Annotated in this window: 16 protein-coding genes and 1 other annotated feature; of the genes, 13 read left to right on the top strand and 3 right to left on the bottom strand. The window is 41.4% G+C overall.

The window, feature by feature from the left end; all coding sequences use genetic code 11:
- Positions 1-179: 179 nt before the first annotated feature.
- Together AAC000_RS20530 and AAC000_RS20525 are read left to right on the top strand one after the other, a co-directional pair.
- Positions 180-956 (top strand): PEP-CTERM sorting domain-containing protein, encoded by a 777-nt coding sequence (locus AAC000_RS20530; RefSeq protein ID WP_339725464.1) that lies wholly within the window; start codon positions 180-182, stop codon positions 954-956.
- A 644-nt stretch (positions 957-1600) separates the two neighbouring features.
- Complete coding sequence (locus AAC000_RS20525; RefSeq protein WP_339725463.1) at positions 1601-2911, top strand: aminotransferase class V-fold PLP-dependent enzyme; 1311 nt, start codon at positions 1601-1603, stop codon at positions 2909-2911.
- A gap of 416 nt (positions 2912-3327) precedes the next feature.
- Here the strand turns inward: AAC000_RS20525 and AAC000_RS20520 are convergent, their stop codons facing one another.
- The gene (locus AAC000_RS20520) at positions 3328-3615 is read right to left on the bottom strand and encodes a DUF6172 family protein (protein WP_339725462.1); all 288 of its coding nucleotides are present in this window, start codon (positions 3613-3615) and stop codon (positions 3328-3330) included.
- A gap of 229 nt (positions 3616-3844) precedes the next feature.
- Positions 3845-5233, bottom strand: a complete 1389-nt coding sequence (locus tag AAC000_RS20515) for a diguanylate cyclase (RefSeq protein ID WP_339725461.1) — start codon at positions 5231-5233, stop codon at positions 3845-3847.
- A gap of 297 nt (positions 5234-5530) precedes the next feature.
- On the opposite strand from AAC000_RS20515, the gene AAC000_RS20510 reads away from it, so the two are divergent.
- Positions 5531-6571 (top strand): serine hydrolase domain-containing protein, encoded by a 1041-nt coding sequence (locus tag AAC000_RS20510; protein ID WP_339725460.1) that lies wholly within the window; start codon positions 5531-5533, stop codon positions 6569-6571.
- On the top strand, positions 6564-7091 hold the full coding sequence (locus AAC000_RS20505) for a cupin domain-containing protein (protein WP_339725459.1): 528 nt from the start codon (positions 6564-6566) through the stop codon (positions 7089-7091). The genes AAC000_RS20510 and AAC000_RS20505 overlap by 8 nt, the downstream gene beginning before the upstream one ends.
- Positions 7092-7162: 71 nt before the next feature.
- Here the strand turns inward: AAC000_RS20505 and AAC000_RS20500 are convergent, their stop codons facing one another.
- Positions 7163-7453 (bottom strand): hypothetical protein, encoded by a 291-nt coding sequence (locus tag AAC000_RS20500; protein WP_339725458.1) that lies wholly within the window; start codon positions 7451-7453, stop codon positions 7163-7165.
- A gap of 230 nt (positions 7454-7683) precedes the next feature.
- Positions 7684-7793, top strand: a sequence feature (His leader region).
- 70 nt (positions 7794-7863) lie between these two features.
- On the opposite strand from AAC000_RS20500, the gene hisG reads away from it, so the two are divergent.
- The 9 genes from hisG to hisIE all read left to right on the top strand — a co-directional run bounded on the left by hisG (position 7864) and on the right by hisIE (position 16515).
- Positions 7864-8763: an ATP phosphoribosyltransferase gene (gene hisG, locus AAC000_RS20495; protein WP_339725457.1), complete on the top strand. Its 900-nt coding sequence runs from the start codon at positions 7864-7866 to the stop codon at positions 8761-8763.
- Positions 8764-8800: 37 nt separating this feature from the next.
- Positions 8801-10111, top strand: a complete 1311-nt coding sequence (gene hisD / locus AAC000_RS20490; RefSeq protein ID WP_339725455.1) for a histidinol dehydrogenase — start codon at positions 8801-8803, stop codon at positions 10109-10111.
- Positions 10108-11205: a histidinol-phosphate transaminase gene (hisC, locus tag AAC000_RS20485; protein ID WP_339725453.1), complete on the top strand. Its 1098-nt coding sequence runs from the start codon at positions 10108-10110 to the stop codon at positions 11203-11205. Before hisD ends, hisC begins: the two co-directional genes overlap by 4 nt.
- Complete coding sequence (gene hisB, locus AAC000_RS20480; protein ID WP_339725451.1) at positions 11202-12272, top strand: bifunctional histidinol-phosphatase/imidazoleglycerol-phosphate dehydratase HisB; 1071 nt, start codon at positions 11202-11204, stop codon at positions 12270-12272. The genes hisC and hisB overlap by 4 nt, the downstream gene beginning before the upstream one ends.
- A gap of 2 nt (positions 12273-12274) precedes the next feature.
- A complete protein-coding gene (gene hisH, locus AAC000_RS20475; protein ID WP_339725450.1) occupies positions 12275-12880 on the top strand; it encodes an imidazole glycerol phosphate synthase subunit HisH in 606 nt (201 codons plus the stop codon).
- A gap of 34 nt (positions 12881-12914) precedes the next feature.
- Entirely contained in the window at positions 12915-13655 is a 741-nt protein-coding gene (hisA, locus tag AAC000_RS20470) for a 1-(5-phosphoribosyl)-5-[(5-phosphoribosylamino)methylideneamino]imidazole-4-carboxamide isomerase (protein ID WP_339725448.1), read from the top strand.
- Positions 13656-13722: 67 nt separating this feature from the next.
- On the top strand, positions 13723-14721 hold the full coding sequence (locus AAC000_RS20465; RefSeq protein WP_339725446.1) for a branched-chain amino acid aminotransferase: 999 nt from the start codon (positions 13723-13725) through the stop codon (positions 14719-14721).
- A 217-nt stretch (positions 14722-14938) separates the two neighbouring features.
- The gene (gene hisF / locus AAC000_RS20460; protein WP_339725445.1) at positions 14939-15712 is read left to right on the top strand and encodes an imidazole glycerol phosphate synthase subunit HisF; all 774 of its coding nucleotides are present in this window, start codon (positions 14939-14941) and stop codon (positions 15710-15712) included.
- A gap of 182 nt (positions 15713-15894) precedes the next feature.
- Positions 15895-16515 (top strand): bifunctional phosphoribosyl-AMP cyclohydrolase/phosphoribosyl-ATP diphosphatase HisIE, encoded by a 621-nt coding sequence (gene hisIE, locus AAC000_RS20455; RefSeq protein WP_339725444.1) that lies wholly within the window; start codon positions 15895-15897, stop codon positions 16513-16515.
- Positions 16516-16577 lie beyond the last annotated feature (62 nt).

The raw sequence follows: 16577 nt of genomic DNA, 5'->3' as shown, positions 1-16577 counted from the left end.
TGTTAATTTATTGTTAAATAAAGGTAAAACACTCTTGGCTCGATATGTGCTAATTAGGAAAGTTAGTCATGTAAATGTTGGATTTGAATCAACGATTATGCGGTAACTGACTTTTCTGAGCCGATTGAATATTGTTTATTGATATGGGTCGACTCTTAACTAATTAAGGAAAATATAAAATGCGCAATACCAAAACATATTGTTTGGCGATACTGTTGATGAGTTTAGTGATGCCAGCAAGTGCCACAGTGATTGATTTTGAAACTTTCTATATTCGTAATAACAACGGAACTATCGTCGCGCCATTTGATGCTGATATGAGCATCATCGAAAACGCAGCAGGAGACGGATTTTCTGCATCAACCCCGCGGGGCGGGCAAAAAGTAGGATATGGTACGTCTGCATTGAACGGTTTTCAGCTAAACATGTTTAATACCGCTGATTGGACAACGTCTCCTGGTGCAACAGGCGCTCACCCCTATCTAAATATATGGGTAACAGACGGTACTAATTATGCAATCATTTCCTCTGAAAATGTTTACATGGGCACAGATTTCCAAACTCGTAATGAATGGAAAATTTTTGAATATAATCCCGGGAGCTTGGATTGGCTACTTGGCAGTGGCACGGCTGGCGTGAATAGCCAGTATTTGCAAAAAGATGGTGCTAACGTGACTTTGGCAGACTTTAGTGACAATGTTGTATTGTTTGGCGGCCCTGGAGTAGGTGCAGCAGGTGTAGGCACTGGAGCGCCTCAAGGTGGTTTCGGTTTCAACGTGATATTTGGTGATACACAGGCTAATTTTTTAGGACAATATGATATTGCCAATCTTAGCGTTACTGTTGAGCAAAGTCAGTATACTGCGGGTAACCTAAGAGAGGTACCTGAGCCCTCTACATTATCCATTTTTGCATTGGTTTTATTAGGTTTGGGATATCGCCGTTTCAAAAATTAGTTTTGGATTGTTACCCACAAAGAGTAAAAAGCACCTTTTTAGATAGGTGCTTTTTTGTATTTAACAACATATACCAAGTATGACTAAAAGAATATGCGTACTGTGGTGGGAACCTCTATACCTTGAAAAAACAGCAATCAGCATACAAGCCTTCTTATGTTTTTGACATGTTATTAGCGGCCTTTACTTAGAGTCTTCTAGTTGCAATTGGCTTTATGCTGACTTTGTTTATTTTAGAGCTTAAAGAAAGTTATCCATCTTATAAATGTCGTTAAATATAAGGGTTTCGTTAATAAAAATTATCGAAATTAAACGCACTTTTATTACAAAACTTTACTCTCCAATAAAATTCTAATATTCCGTATTGGGTGATTTTACGTTTCGATCATGTCGCTTTTCTTTGGCAACCTTATTACTAAGAATTAAGTCCCCAGATAGCCAGCCAAAATATGTTTTTAATTAAACAATTGCCCAAAGACAAATATAAGCTTTTTAGAAAAAGGCGTATTTAAGATCTCTACACTACACTAGATTACATCACTTTACTGACATAGCCTCAGCTGGCGCGGTAGTTGACTAAAAATAAAACGTTAAGGAAGGTTTGTTGGCTATGCATACAAACAACAATAAAAAGGAAAATATCAATGTTAAGACGTGAATTTTTAAACCGAATGGGATTGAGTGTGGGCGCCAGTCTTTTATTACCTAGCACAATACTTAAGGCATCGCCTGATTCAGCCGTTACCAATCCCGCCATACAACCAGGCGACTGGACTGCTTTACGTAATATGTTTCCGTTGACCCGCAAATATATACAACTTTCGACTTTTTTGCTGGCCTCGCATCCAAAACCTGTATCCGACGCTATCGAAAAACACCGGCTGGCATTTGATGAAAATCCTTCAGATTATTGGCATGAACATTTTTTAACTATCGACCGAGATATCTCTATATCTGCAGCACAATACATGGGTGGTAAGGCTGAGAATATTGCTCTCACCGACAGCACAACTATGGGACTAGGCCTAGTTTACAGTGGTTTAAAATTGCAGCCTGGAGATGAGGTATTACAGACTGTTCATGATCACTATTCTACTGATATGTCTTTGGCACACCGCGCCAATCGTACCGGAGCCAAAGTTAACCGAATAACCTTATACGATGATCCAGCAAGTGTTAGCGTAGACGATGTAATTAAACGCGTCGAAGCTGGAATAACCAGTAATACCCGAGTGTTTGTAGCCACTTGGGTGCACTCTTCAACTGGCGTCAAGCTACCCATTCGGGCTATGGCTGACACCATTGGCAAACTTAACCAACGGCGCAAAGCCAATCAACAAATTTTATTTTGTGTCGACGGTGTTCACGGTTTTGGAATTGAAGATCAGGATATTAGCGAGTTGGGTTGCGACTTTTTTATCGCAGGCACACACAAATGGATTTTCGGTCCTCGGGGCACAGGGGTAATTTGGGGTAATGACAAAGGCTGGTCGCAAAGTGAACCTGTTATACCCAGTTTTAGCGCCTCTTACGAGGTATGGATGGGAGGCATGACACAAGACCAAGTCCCTGTAGGTGAACACATGTCACCGGGTGGGTTTCACTCCTTTGAACATCGCTGGGCATTGCCCGAAGCGTTTAAACTACATTTGCAACTAGGCAAGGCCAATGTGCAAAAACGTATTCATCAATTAAATCAACAAACCAAACAGGGCTTAGCAAAAATGTCCCATGTGAATCTCTACACCCCTAACAGTAGTGAATTGTCATCAGGGCTAGTGTGTTTTGACGTTAATGGAATAGAACCTGAGGCGGTAGTAAAAATCATGCACAACAAAGGCATTATTATGAGTAGCACACCCTACCGAATAAGTTACGCTAGATTCGCCCCTTCATTACTTAACAATGAAAAAGAGATTGAACTAGCCCTAGCCGAAATTCAAGCACTGGCTTAAAAATTATGCACTAGCTTTAAGGTGTGCACTTAGTGCCTTGTCTTTTTTATCTACATGAACAATTAACGCAACACTCTGCTGAAAAAATAGCTTAGTTAATACATCCATCTAAGCTATTTTCCTCCTAATAACTCAGCTGGATAGAGTCGATACTTCTGAGACATTCATGCACGTTTTCGGTTAAATTGCTTCGATTAACCTGCATACAGTTAAGGTGACAAAAACCTGAAAAATACCAGTGAATTCACAAATCAGAATAAAAGTAGCGTTCGACATTAAGAAGCTCCAAAATAAGGGCTCCCCCCTAATCGGCAGCATCTAAATACAAACGGGGTTTACTGGGTCTAGTAAAAATATTGAGAGAGTCATTAACAATAAGGACTGATGACTAGTTTGAATTATTACAAGTCAGCGGTTTATTGGCTGTCATTTTTAAATCCAGGTTTGGCGAGAATTTCCAAGTAAAATGACGGTAACGCATTTTTTTCGGCTTCATCAATATGCTGCTTAACGTTTCCAAGATGGATCGCTTGGGCATTATCTTTGTCTGCTCCAAATCGACAGTCAAAATCCCAAAAGTCAGCACCATCTGGCAGTGTTTTGTTTCTTTGGCGCCTAAGGTATTTTTTCACTTCATGTTTGATAGAGTCCACTAGCCTCGGTAATTTGATTTTTGGGTGAGACAGAACGAAGGTTTTTTTCATTTTAATTACTCTTATTCACCTAATATATTTCAGGCTTTTATTAGAATTGCAGATTTTGCTTGATATAGTGTTGCTATAAAGTTTCTATACATTGCTGATTATACAAGAGTCGACTTGCAATAGATGCAGTCATTTCTAAATCCCCATAACAGCTCCCCCTATTGACTGAACAAAGATAACATTCCAAAAGTGGTTAGATAGCGTCTTTGATACAAAAAAATTGACTTTCTTAATTGATATCAGTAGAAAAACTCACTCTATTTTTACCTTTAGATTTTGCATTATACAGCGCGTCATCAGCAATTTTCATATAGGTATCCAGAGACTCATTTGGATCCGCCTGACGCATACACACACCAATGCTCACGTTAATACTAAATTCGAAACCATTGCTGCAAGAAATTGTCATTTCGTTGATGACTTTAAGTAGCCGTTGGCATAACTTCTCCATACTTTTAACGTCTGTGGATACCACTGCAAATGCAAACTCTTCGCCTCCCCACCTACAATACGCGTCATCCAGACGGAAGAATTTTTTTAGATTGCCACCTAAAGCACTCAGTACTTCGTCTCCCACATCATGTCCATGTTTATCATTTACCAATTTAAAATCATCAATATCCAATATACCAATTGCCAAAATATACTCATGGCGCTGGCAAAAATGGATTAAGCGGGTCGTTTGATCAATAAAATAACGTCGATTGGGAATTTGTGTTAAGGGATCAAAATACGCCAACAAGGCCAGCTTTTCGTTAGCTTGCTGCAACTCTCGCGTTCTTTCCTCAACTAGGTGTTTTAATTCATCTTTTAACAGTTTTAAATCTTCATTGCGTTTTTTTAGTTGTTCTAAGTGAAATCGATTTTCAGTTACATCCCGCTCAATTGCAGCAAAATGTGTAACCTCACCGTTTCGATCAAAAAGGGGAATGATGTTGATATCTAACCAATAAGGCTGACCAGTCTTTGAGTAGTTTAATAATGTCTCGGCAACCGGCTTTTTTTCAACAAGGGCATCATGAATTTTCTTGCACCCCTCTTTATCAGTTAACGAACCTTGTAATATACGTGGAGTTTCGCCTTTTATTTCTTCTTTGCTATATCCAGTTAGTTTCTCAAAGGCTTTATTGACATAAACAATCTTAGGACCTAAAGGCGCTTTTATTTTATCGGACTCTGTCACTACCACTATGTCTTGGGCGTTTTCTACTATTTGCTCAAATGAAAAACCCTGGCGACTATCAGTGACATCAATAAAAGTCACCACAACAAATCCTGTATCGTCTAAACCATGTTCCGCATACGCATTGACCATTAACCATGAAATTCTTTCTTTTGAACCATCAATCACGCCCAGCACTTTATTCTGAATTCGGTCGCCTACTACAACCCGGTTAACTGGATAATCTTTTGTAGCTAGCCTTTGATACTGGTCATCAATAAAATGCCACTGGCTGTCATATGAGTCCTTACCTATGATTTGTTCATAGGTCAGTCTAAGTAAGTTTAATGCTTGTGGATTGGCATAAACGATTGATGTGTCCCACGTATGAATAACCACTCCTATATGTGCACTTTCAAAAAGTTTTAGTGTATCTAGGTTACTAATTTTCTGCATTTTCTCCTCCTACTTGACCTTACAAAATTGGCCAAACCAGTAAATGATTAGAAATACGTATTGGGTAACTCGCCCTCACTATAGAATTAAACTTTGGCAATCGATATGCCATACTATTTAGCATACATTAACAATACAAAAACGCTAATTGGCCTGACAATTGGATGTACCACACAGCATTTATCAAAACCTGTTTCTCATCCAACCATTTCAAATACCGTAGTGGTTATAGTATAAAAATCAAAATTTGTAAGGCTATTCTTGAGATTTACTAAAAGCCAAGGGAACTGAGATAAAATGCAGAAAAATCAAACCAAACGAATATTCAGAATAGTGTTATTTTCTAGTACCTTTATTTCCATGTTCTTTGTGCCATGGGTGTTAGTTTGGGCGTGGTTAATGCCCCTGCCCGCTACCGTTCAAGAACAAGTACTTGATGCCTTAGACCATGACTTTGATGGGATCATTGTTTATGTAAATCAAGCTGGAAAGCCAGCAGAGTTTTATGCCGCAGGCTGGCATGATAGAAAGAATAAAATACCCGCCTACCCTCAAGCCATCTTCAAAATTGCCAGTATCACCAAGTTATATGTGGCTGTTGCTACCGCTAAATTAGTCAAAGCCGAACGTTTATCTTTGGACAAGACACTTGCTGATTATTTTCCAGAACTGCTAGGTAGAATTGAAAATGCCGAAAAGATCACTTTGAGAATGATGGTACAGCATCGCAGCGGCATCCCTAATTTTGTAGACCATCCTGAATTTTGGAGTAAACCACCCAAAAACAAACAAGAAACGCTAAATTACGCACTTGATTTACCCGCTGACTTTGAGCCCGGTGAAGGTTATGGCTACTCAAACACCAATTATATGTTGATTTCAGATCTCATTGATAAAGTTGTGGGGTATCCACATCAACAATATATCAAAGAGGAAATACTCATTCCCCTTGGCCTGAAAAACACTTTTGGCTCTTTAAGTGAAGTGGATATAGACCAAGTAATGAGTGGATATTATGTGGGCGTTGAGGAAGACTTTAAAACCGAAGATACAGGGCTAATGTTAGCCACGGCAGAAGATGTGGGAAAATTCATAAGAGCCTTAAACGATGGCTCAGTATTTAATGAAGGAGAACAAGCAATCTATTCATCTATTTACGTTTACAAACACACAGGTCTACTAGTTGGCTATCAAAGCTTCGCTGAATATCACAAAGATATCGACACTGTGGTGATTCAATTTAATAATACCGCCAACTTTGATGGCTATAACTGGAATTTAGCAGAAATCGTATATAGTCGAATTGTAAAAATACTGAGAAATAAACCAAATGAATAATCAAAATTCACCTCCCAAAACTGAAGCTCTGACCAAAGAACAAGTGATAACCCAATTAAATTTGGAACATCACTTCGAAGGCGGCTATTTTCGCCAAACCTTTAAAGCCGAGCATAGAGACAAAGTCACCACGGCCCGTGGCGATCGCACTACCATGACGGCTATCTATTACATGTTAACTGACAACAACAATATCGATCATTTTCATACTAAACATTCAGATGGTATCGAGTTTTATCATTTAGGCGCGCCTATTACTTACCATATGATTTACCCTGATGGAGAATATAAAAAGGTAGTGGTAGGCCCGGACATATTGAATGGCCAGCAGTTGCAACTTGCAGTACCAGGCGGCACCTACAAAGCAGCAGAACTCACATCAGGAACCTTTGGTTTGGTAAGTGAAGCGGTCGCGCCAGGATGGGAAATGGAAGACATGATAGACGTAAGTCAAGACGAATTACTCAGTCAATTTCCGCAGCACAAAGTTATCATTGAACGTTTGGCAAATATAAAATAACTGCTTTTAACTTCACCCAATAGCAAAAACCATAAAAAACAGGGCAAGCTAATATGCTGTACAAAAATTAGTTACACATAAATATCTAAGTGTTTTGGCCCTTTGGGTTTCTTTTGATCCGTTTTTTCATCTTTATGCTCTGCGCTATCAGGATTAGGCTTTTGTTCTTCGCCCTGCTCACTTTTATTTTGCTGTTGTTGTTTTTTTCTCGCTTCTCGCTCTTCACCTTTAAGTTCTTTTTCTTCATCACTTAAGGCTTTTAATTGTTCTTGTTTATCAATTTGAGCCACTTTTTGGCTATCGTGGGCAATTGGTACTTTGCCCTCGCGAGGTAGTATTGAGAACAAAAGATCGCTAGTCATAACGTCTCCTTAGTTAATAAATAAAATTTAACATTATTAAGACAACTTTGTTCACAAAACATTCAATCTACTAGTTGTTAACTAACTTAGTTGATTTAATTGTAAGAAAGCCACTACTTTCATCGGAAATATTCTTGCATTAATCAGACCGATTGCATAATGTATGCGCCATTGAAGCGCAGTGATTTAGAAGAACCTAAAATTATGAACATTACCTTGAAAGCAGTCGTCCATCATCATATAGCTTAACCTTTCAGGTATTTGCTGGAAGGTCTATTGAATCCTTCTAGCGGCGCAGACTCACTCTAAACCCCCGGAAGGCATCTTTCGGGGGTTTTTCATTTGGGTCGGGTTAGTTACTGAACAATTGCAGATTAAGTTATAAATTTAAAATAGGATTGGAAATAAACATGAGTGATAACAATAGATTACGTATTGCCGTACAAAAGTCGGGACGATTAAGTGACGATAGCATCTCTTTATTAAAAGCCATTGGCATCAAATTACAAATTCGCGATCGCTTATTGATAGCTCATTCAACTAACCAACCTATTGATTTGCTACTGGTACGTGACGATGACATCCCAGGATTAGTTATGGACGGTGTGGTTGATTTAGGTTTTATCGGTCAAAACGAGTTAGAAGAAAAAATGCTAGAACGCCAAGCTGCCGGTAAAAAAGCTGAGTATATTGAGCTTAGACGTTTAGATTATGGTGGTTGCCGGTTATCTATTGCCGTTCCTAACGAGATGAATTATCAGGGATTAGAGTCGCTACGAGGCAAAAAAGTCGCAACCACTTATCCTTATTTACTTGAACGTTTTTTCAAAGAAAAGAACATAGAAGCCAGTACCGTTATGTTAACAGGCTCTGTTGAAGTAGCCCCCCGAGCGGGTGTTGCCGATGCAATATGTGATTTGGTATCTACAGGTGCCACCCTTGAAGCCAATGGTTTACAAGAAGCCGACGAAATATTTGTTTCAAAAGCGGTCTTTATTCAACGTGGCGGCGATATGCCAGAAGCCAAACAAGCACTGATTAGTAAAATGTTACCCCGTATGGACGGCGTAACTCAGGCTAAAGAAAGTAAGTACATCATGTTACATGCGCCTAAAGCTTACTTAGAGCAAGTAAAAAGTTTACTACCAGGCTCTGAAAACCCTACTGTGCTGCCCCTTGCTGGAAATGACAACTTAGTTGCGATCCACGTGGTGAGCCCTGAAACCCTGTTTTGGGAAACCATGGAAAAACTTAAAGCCTTGGGTTGTAGTTCCATTTTGGTGATGCCAATTGAAAAGATGATGTCTTAAGGCAAACGTAACAAATTAGGTAAGAGGCCAAATAGTCATGCAAGTATGGGCAAAACTTAACCCAAATGAACAAGCTGAACTGCTAAGCAGACCGGCGCTTTCTGATAGCCAAGTCCTGAGTGATACGGTTGCAGACATCATTCAGCAAGTGAAACAGCAAGGTGATAAAGCACTGTTGGCATTTACTGAACGTTTTGATGGCGCTAAATTAGAGTGTTTGCGATTCAGTGATGCAACACTTAGCAGTTTTGCCAGCGAACTTAAATCTGAAGTGAAATGGGCTATTGATCAAGCCTACGCCAATATCAAAGATTTCCATCAGGCTCAATACCCCGACGATGTGGTAGTTGAAACCACTCCTGGCGTAGTCTGTGAACTTAAACATGCGCCCTTAGCTTCAGTTGGGTTATATATACCCGGCGGGACAGCGCCCTTACCTTCAACTGTATTAATGTTGGGAGCAACGGCTCAGGTTGCTGGTTGTGCTCGAAAAGTCCTCTGCACCCCTCCCAATAAAGAAGGGCAAATAGCCGTTGAAATTCGTTACGCGGCAAGCTTATGTGGCATTGACGAAATTTACTTGGTAGGTGGCGCCCAAGCTATTGCTGCTTTAGCCCTTGGCACTGAAAGTATTGCTAAAGTCGATAAGATATTTGGACCGGGCAACAGTTATGTCACTGAAGCCAAACAACAAGTCAGCCGTATTCCGGCAGGCCCAGCGATTGACATGCCAGCAGGCCCGTCGGAAGTATTAGTGATTGCCGATGCACAGGCTAACCCTGTTTTTGTGGCAGCCGATTTATTGTCACAAGCCGAACATGGCACAGACTCCCAAGCTGTTTTAGTATCAAACAGTGCGAACTTAATCGAAGCAGTGCAACAACAAGTGACTTTGCAGTTAGAAACATTAAGTCGCAAAACAATTGCAGAACAAGCGGTAAAACACAGTCGTTATATTTTGACGGAAACTCTAGAGCAAGCCTTTGAAGTCAGTAATGCCTATGCACCAGAGCACCTTATAGTTCAAATTGAAAATGCCCGAGACAGCTTGGATAAGTTAACCAATGCCGGTTCGATATTTGTTGGCCAATGGTCACCAGAGTCTGCAGGTGATTACGCCAGTGGTACTAATCACGTATTGCCAACTTACGGCTACGCCCGAAATTATTCTAGCTTAGGATTAGCCGATTTTATGCGACGTTACACAGTGCAAGAATTGAGTTATCAAGGCTTACAAAATATCGGCAATGCCATTATGGATTTAGCGGATGCTGAAGGGTTAGATGCCCATAGGCAGGCAGTTAAATTACGATTGGAAGCCGAACAGTTAGAGAATGATGCATCATGAGCGATTTAGTCGATAAATTAATTTGCGAAAACCTAAAGGCTTTAAAACCTTATGAATCGGCAAGGCGTATTTTTGCTGGCGGTGATAGTGATAGCGAAACTTGGCTAAATGCCAATGAGTCGCCTTTTGCCAATGATTTTAACATTAACACGGCACACTTTAACCGTTATCCAGATTGCCAGCCGCCAAAGGTATTATTGCCCTACGCAGAATATGCTGGCGTGCAAGCTGATCAGTTATTGATAAGTCGTGGAGCAGACGAAGGTATTGAGTTACTTATTCGTACATTTTGCACGCCGGGCAAAGACAGCATTTTAATCTGCCCACCTACATATGGCATGTATGCCATCAGTGCTGAAACCTGCAATGTGGGTATCGAAAAGGCACCTTTAAATGACGATTTTTCTTTAGATATGCCTGCACTTTGTGCTTACCAAGGGAAAGTGAACTTAGTGTTTATTTGTTCTCCCAATAACCCTACTGGTACGTCCATAGGCAAAGCCCAGTTAAAACAAATATTAGCTCACTTTGCGGACTCTGCCTTAGTAGTAGTTGACGAAGCTTATATTGAATTCGATGCTAACAATACTTGGTCAAAAGAACTTGCTCACTACCCTAACTTAGTGATTTTACGCACCTTATCTAAAGCCTTTGCCTTAGCAGGTTTACGCTGTGGTTTTACCTTAGCCAACAGCGAAGTGATTCAAAGCATCATGAAAGTGATTGCCCCCTACCCTGTGCCTGAGCCTGTCGCACAAGTTGCTGCACAAGCCTTGAGTCAAAACGGGCTCAAACAAATGGCCGAGCAAGTCGAATATTTGCAACAACAAAAACAATGGGTCAAGCAGCAACTAAGTCAGTTTCCGGCACTGGAATTAGTCGGCGACGATAAAGCCAACTTTATCTTGTTTCGTCACCCGCAAAAACAATCACTAATGGACTATTTGGTGGCAAACGCGGTACTGATTCGTGACCAATCTAAACAAATTAACTTAGATAATTGCCTACGTATTACCCTTGGCACCCAACAACAAAATGAAAAATTGCTAGCGTTAATGGCCAGCTTTTTTACACAGCAGGAAAAATCAGCATGAGCCAGCAAGCTATTCTTTTTATTGATCGTGACGGTACTTTGGTTGAAGAGCCAGCCATAGACAAACAACTCGATACCCTAGAAAAACTCGTCTTTGAACCACAGGTTCTGCCAGTGCTGCTTAAACTGCAGCAAAATGGCTTTCGTTTAGTGATGGTCTCGAACCAAGATGGTTTAGGCACAGATAGTTTTCCACAAGCCGATTTTGATTTAGCTCATAATAAAATGATGGATATTTTTACTAGCCAAGGGGTGATCTTTGACGATGTATTGATTTGCCCACATTTTGATAGTGATAACTGCACCTGCCGCAAGCCTAAACTGGGTTTAGTGAAAGAGTATTTGCAACAAGGCAAAGTCGATTTTACTCGCTCTTTTGTGATTGGCGATCGCGATACTGATATTCAGCTAGCGGAAAACATGGGCATTGTTGGTATTAAGTACAGTCGCGACAGTTTGAACTGGCAAGCCATTGAAAAGCAATTATTAGCCTCGACTCGTGTCGCCACTGTGGTACGTAAAACCTCTGAAACCAATATCAATGTCACAGTAGACTTGGACTCTAGTGCTAAATCGACTATAGAAACGGGGCTTGGATTTTTTGACCATATGCTGGATCAAATTGCCACACACGGTGGATTTGAGCTTACCCTAACGGTAGACGGCGATTTGCATATTGACGATCATCACAGCGTCGAAGATACCGCTTTGGCCCTTGGCGAAGCCCTTAAGAAAGCCTTAGGCGACAAACGTGGCATAGGCCGTTTTGGTTTTGCCTTGCCAATGGATGAGTGCCGCGCTGAATGTATTATGGATATATCCAACCGCCCACATTTAAAATTTGATGCTGAATTTAGCCGTGACCAAGTAGGCGAAATGGCCACTGAAATGGTGCCGCATTTTTTCTACTCCATCGCCCAGTCAATGGGGTTATCGTTGCACCTTTCGACCACTGAAGGCAATGCTCATCACCAAGTCGAAAGTTTGTTTAAAGTATTTGGTCGTGCGCTGCGCCAGGCTATTCATAAACAAGGTGAAGCTTTGCCAAGTAGTAAAGGAGCCTTGTAATCATGGCCGCGCAACAAATTGTGATAGTAAATACAGGCTGCGCAAATATTTCATCGGTAAAGTTTGCTGTTGAACGTTTAGGCATACCCGTCACAGTAAGCGATGATCTGGCCATTATTAAAAAAGCCGACAAAGTATTTTTACCTGGTGTTGGCAGTGCCAATGCCGCCATGGCCAGTATCCAGAAGAAACAACTGGTCAGCTGTATTCAAGGGCTGACTCAACCTGTATTGGGTATTTGTTTGGGTATGCAGTTGATGGTTGAAAAATCGGAAGAAAGCCTCAGCGACAGCACGCCTTGTTTGAGTTTGATCCCCGGACAAGTGAAACGTATGCAAGTTGGTGATTTACGTTTACCACACATGGGCTGGAATACCGTAACCCCTGTTGGTGACGCGCCTTTATTTAAAGGAATTGAAGCCGGTAGTTACTTTTATTTTGTGCATAGTTTTGCAGTAGCGGTGTCCAAATATACAATGGCCAGTTGTCAGTATGGAATGGATTTTTCAGCCGCAATTCACAAAGACAACTTTTTTGGTGTGCAATTTCACCCTGAGCGTTCAAGTGATGCAGGGGCACAACTTTTGAAAAACTTTATCGATTTATAAAGACCGAGTAATAGAAAAGGTTAAGAGACAAGATATGATCATCCCAGCCATAGATTTAATAGAAGGTTCAGTAGTGCGCTTATACCAAGGCGACTATGAACAAAAAACCGAATACAAACTCGATCCTATCGATGTAGCGCAAAGTTATGCCGACCAAGGGGCGAAGTGGTTACACATTGTTGACCTAACAGGCGCCAAAGATACCAGCAAACGTCAGCTAGAGCTGATAGGTAAAATGGTGGCGACTGGGCGTATGCAATTCCAAGCAGGTGGCGGTATTCGTAGTGAAGACGATGTGGCTCAGCTTTTAGAAATCGGCGTAAAACGTGTGGTGATTGGTTCATTAGCAGTGAAAGAGCCAGAACTAGTTAAAAGCTGGATCACAAAATATGGCGCAGAAGCCATAGTGTTAGCCCTAGACATTAATATTGATGAGTCCGGCAATAAATTTATTGCTACCCATGGTTGGCAAGAAAACTCAGGCGTGTCGATTGAAGCCTTGTTACAAGACTTTTTATCTGTGGGCGCTAAACATGTGCTTTGCACAGACATCAGCCGTGACGGCACTTTGCAAGGAGCGAATCATCAACTTTACACCGAGATGACTAAACAATTTCCCACTGTAGGTTGGCAAGCCTCTGGTGGCATTGGTAATCTAAACGATATTGCAGTGCTCAAACCGACTAAAGTCAGTGGCGTTATTTTAGGGCGAGCACTGTTGGAAGGTAAGTTTACAGTTAAACAAGCAATTGAATGTTGGAATTCAGCGAGTTAGTGCAAATTAATAACTGCGACTAATCCCATACAACATAATTAAAAACATAACAATTTAGGAAATTATCATGGCGGCTTTTGGTACAGTGTTTATGCCTCATATGGCGTTCACTAGCTTTGAAAATAATCAGTGGAATGAAGCAACTATAGTTGCATCTGACAGTATTCAATTACATCCCGGTGCCCATGTTTTGCATTATTCCAGCACCTGTTTTGAAGGTTTAAAGGCCTTTAAACATGCTGACGGCAGCATCCACGTTTTTCGCATGGATCAAAATATTCAACGTTTTGACCAAAGCAGCCGTTTGTTGTCATTACCCGATATTGACCAAACCCAAGTCTCTAAGATGATTTTAAACATAGTGGGACAATATAGTGCCGATATTCCTGAGCCTCCTGGCTCTATGTATATCCGCCCGACTCACATAGGTACCGAAGCAGCCATTGGCAAAGCCGCGGCCCCAAGTAACAGTTCAATGTTGTATGTATTGATTTCGCCGGTAGGTGATTACTTTGCGGGCGGAGCAAAACCACTCAGAGTGTTACTCGATGAAACAGGTATGCGCTGCGCACCGCACATGGGCATGATCAAAAGTGGTGGTAACTATGCCAGTGCACTGGGTCCAATCTTAGCCGCAAAACGCGATGTGCAAGCTGACCAAATATTGTTTTGTCCAGGTGGTGATGTGCAAGAAACAGGCGCTGCGAATTTCTTATTAATAGACGGTAACGAAATCATAACTAAAGCGTTGGACTCCACTTTTTTACATGGCGTGACCCGAAGTTCAATTTTGACGCTTGCAGCTGATATGGGTATGAAAGTCACGGAAACACAGTTATCCGTTGATGAGTTATTAACAAGAGCGGCTAAACCTAAGGTTGAAGCGGCGCTTTCTGGTACAGCAGCAGTGCTCACCTCTGTTGGCACCCTTATCCATGATGGAAAAGAACACGCTGTTGGTTCGGGTGAACACGGCCCAACGACTCAAAAGTTGCGCCAAGCTCTGAATGATATTCAGTGGGGCAAAGCACCAGACACCCACAATTGGTTGACTCGAGTCGGGTAAGAGCAGCTTTGAGATTCAAGCAAAAAGATATTGCACCACAGAGGTAAACGGGTACCGCGCACAAAGCGCTTCGCTACACAGAGAAAATCAAAATATTTTTATCTTGTCTCTGTGCTCCCTGTGTCCTCTGTGGTTAAAAATATTTTAGTTTTAGGTTTTGTTTTAGTTTTTGCTCGCGGTTCGCGGCTAGAAATTCGAAGCATTTAGAGGTTTTTTTATGTTAGCTAGACGAATTATCCCCTGTTTGGATGTGAAAGACGGCAAAGTCGTTAAAGGGGTGAAATTTCGCAATCACGAAATTATTGGCGACATAGTCCCCTTGGCGCAGCAGTATGCTGAACAAGGCGCTGACGAACTGGTTTTTTACGACATCACTGCATCCAGTGATCAACGTGTTGTAGACAAAAGTTGGGTCACCCGAATTGCTCAAGTAATTGATATCCCTTTTTGTGTGGCCGGTGGGATTAAAACCATTGAAGAAGCCGGAAAAATACTAGAAATGGGGGCCGACAAAATATCTGTCAACTCCCCTGCTCTCGCTGATCCTGAATTGATCACGCGCTTACATGACACCTTCGGTCAACAATGTGTAGTAATAGGTATAGACAGTTTCTACAACGAAGAAACCGGTAAATACCAAGTACATCAATACACAGGTGACGAAACCCGTACTCAAGTCACCGCTTGGCAAACCGCCGATTGGGTCAAAGAGGTGCAGCAACGTGGCGCCGGTGAAATCGTACTGAATTGTATGAATCAAGATGGCGTACGTAAGGGTTACGACATTGCCCAACTGTCTGCTATTCGCAAAAGCTGCTCTGTGCCTTTAATTGCCTCAGGTGGCGCAGGTGAAAGTGTGCACTTTAAAGACGTATTTGAACAAGCCGACGTAGACGGAGCATTAGCCGCGTCTGTATTCCATAAAGGCATTATCCCAATACCAGAATTAAAGGCGTATTTGCGTCAGCAGAATATAGCGATAAGAGATTAGAAGATTATTTACCACAGAGAGCACAGAGAAAAAGAATCAATTCTTAACATTCTGTTCCTCTGTGTAGCGAAGCGGTCGGCGCCCAACGCTCTGTGCGCGGCACCCGGTGAACTCTGTGGTTCAAACGCTTTGAAGGTAGCTCGTATCGCGAGGCGACCAACTAAAACATATTAGAGATTAAAATGATTATTACAAAACAAAATGTGACAAAACTGGCTTGGGATAAAATGGAAAACTTGATCCCCTGCATAGTGCAAAATGCGGTCAGCGGTAAAGTATTGATGCAAGGTTTTATGAACCAAGATGCATTAAATAAAACCTTAGAAACAGGTTTAGTCACTTTCTTCAGCCGTTCAAAACAACGTTTGTGGACTAAAGGCGAAGAGTCTGGCAACAGCTTAAACCTTGTGGAGATCACCAGCGACTGTGACGACGATTCACTACTAGCCTTGGTTAACCCAGTTGGCCCGACTTGTCATAAAGGCACAGAAACCTGCTGGGCAGATAGTCAATCTGCAGACATCAGTTTTATCGCTGAATTAGAAACCGTGATTGCATCACGTAAAGGTGCCGATCCCGACTCAAGTTACACTGCACACTTGTACAGCAAAGGCATTAAACGTATTGCCCAAAAAGTGGGTGAAGAAGGTGTTGAAACCGCACTAGCTGCTACGGTAAAGGATTTAGAAGAACTCAAAAATGAATCTGCTGATTTGTTGTATCACCTAATAGTGTTACTACAAGCCAGCGATTTGAATTTATCCGATGTGGTTAAAATATTAAAAGAGCGGCATAGCAAATAATCCACTGACTTTGGTTTAATAACATGGTGTTCGACCTTTCTTTTTCATGTCACTCACCTTCA

The organism is uncultured Paraglaciecola sp. (genome assembly GCF_963977085.1).
Lineage (GTDB): Bacteria > Pseudomonadota > Gammaproteobacteria > Enterobacterales > Alteromonadaceae > Paraglaciecola.
The sequence above is the reverse complement of the archived record's forward strand: the minus strand, read 5'-3'. Positions and strand labels throughout refer to the sequence as shown.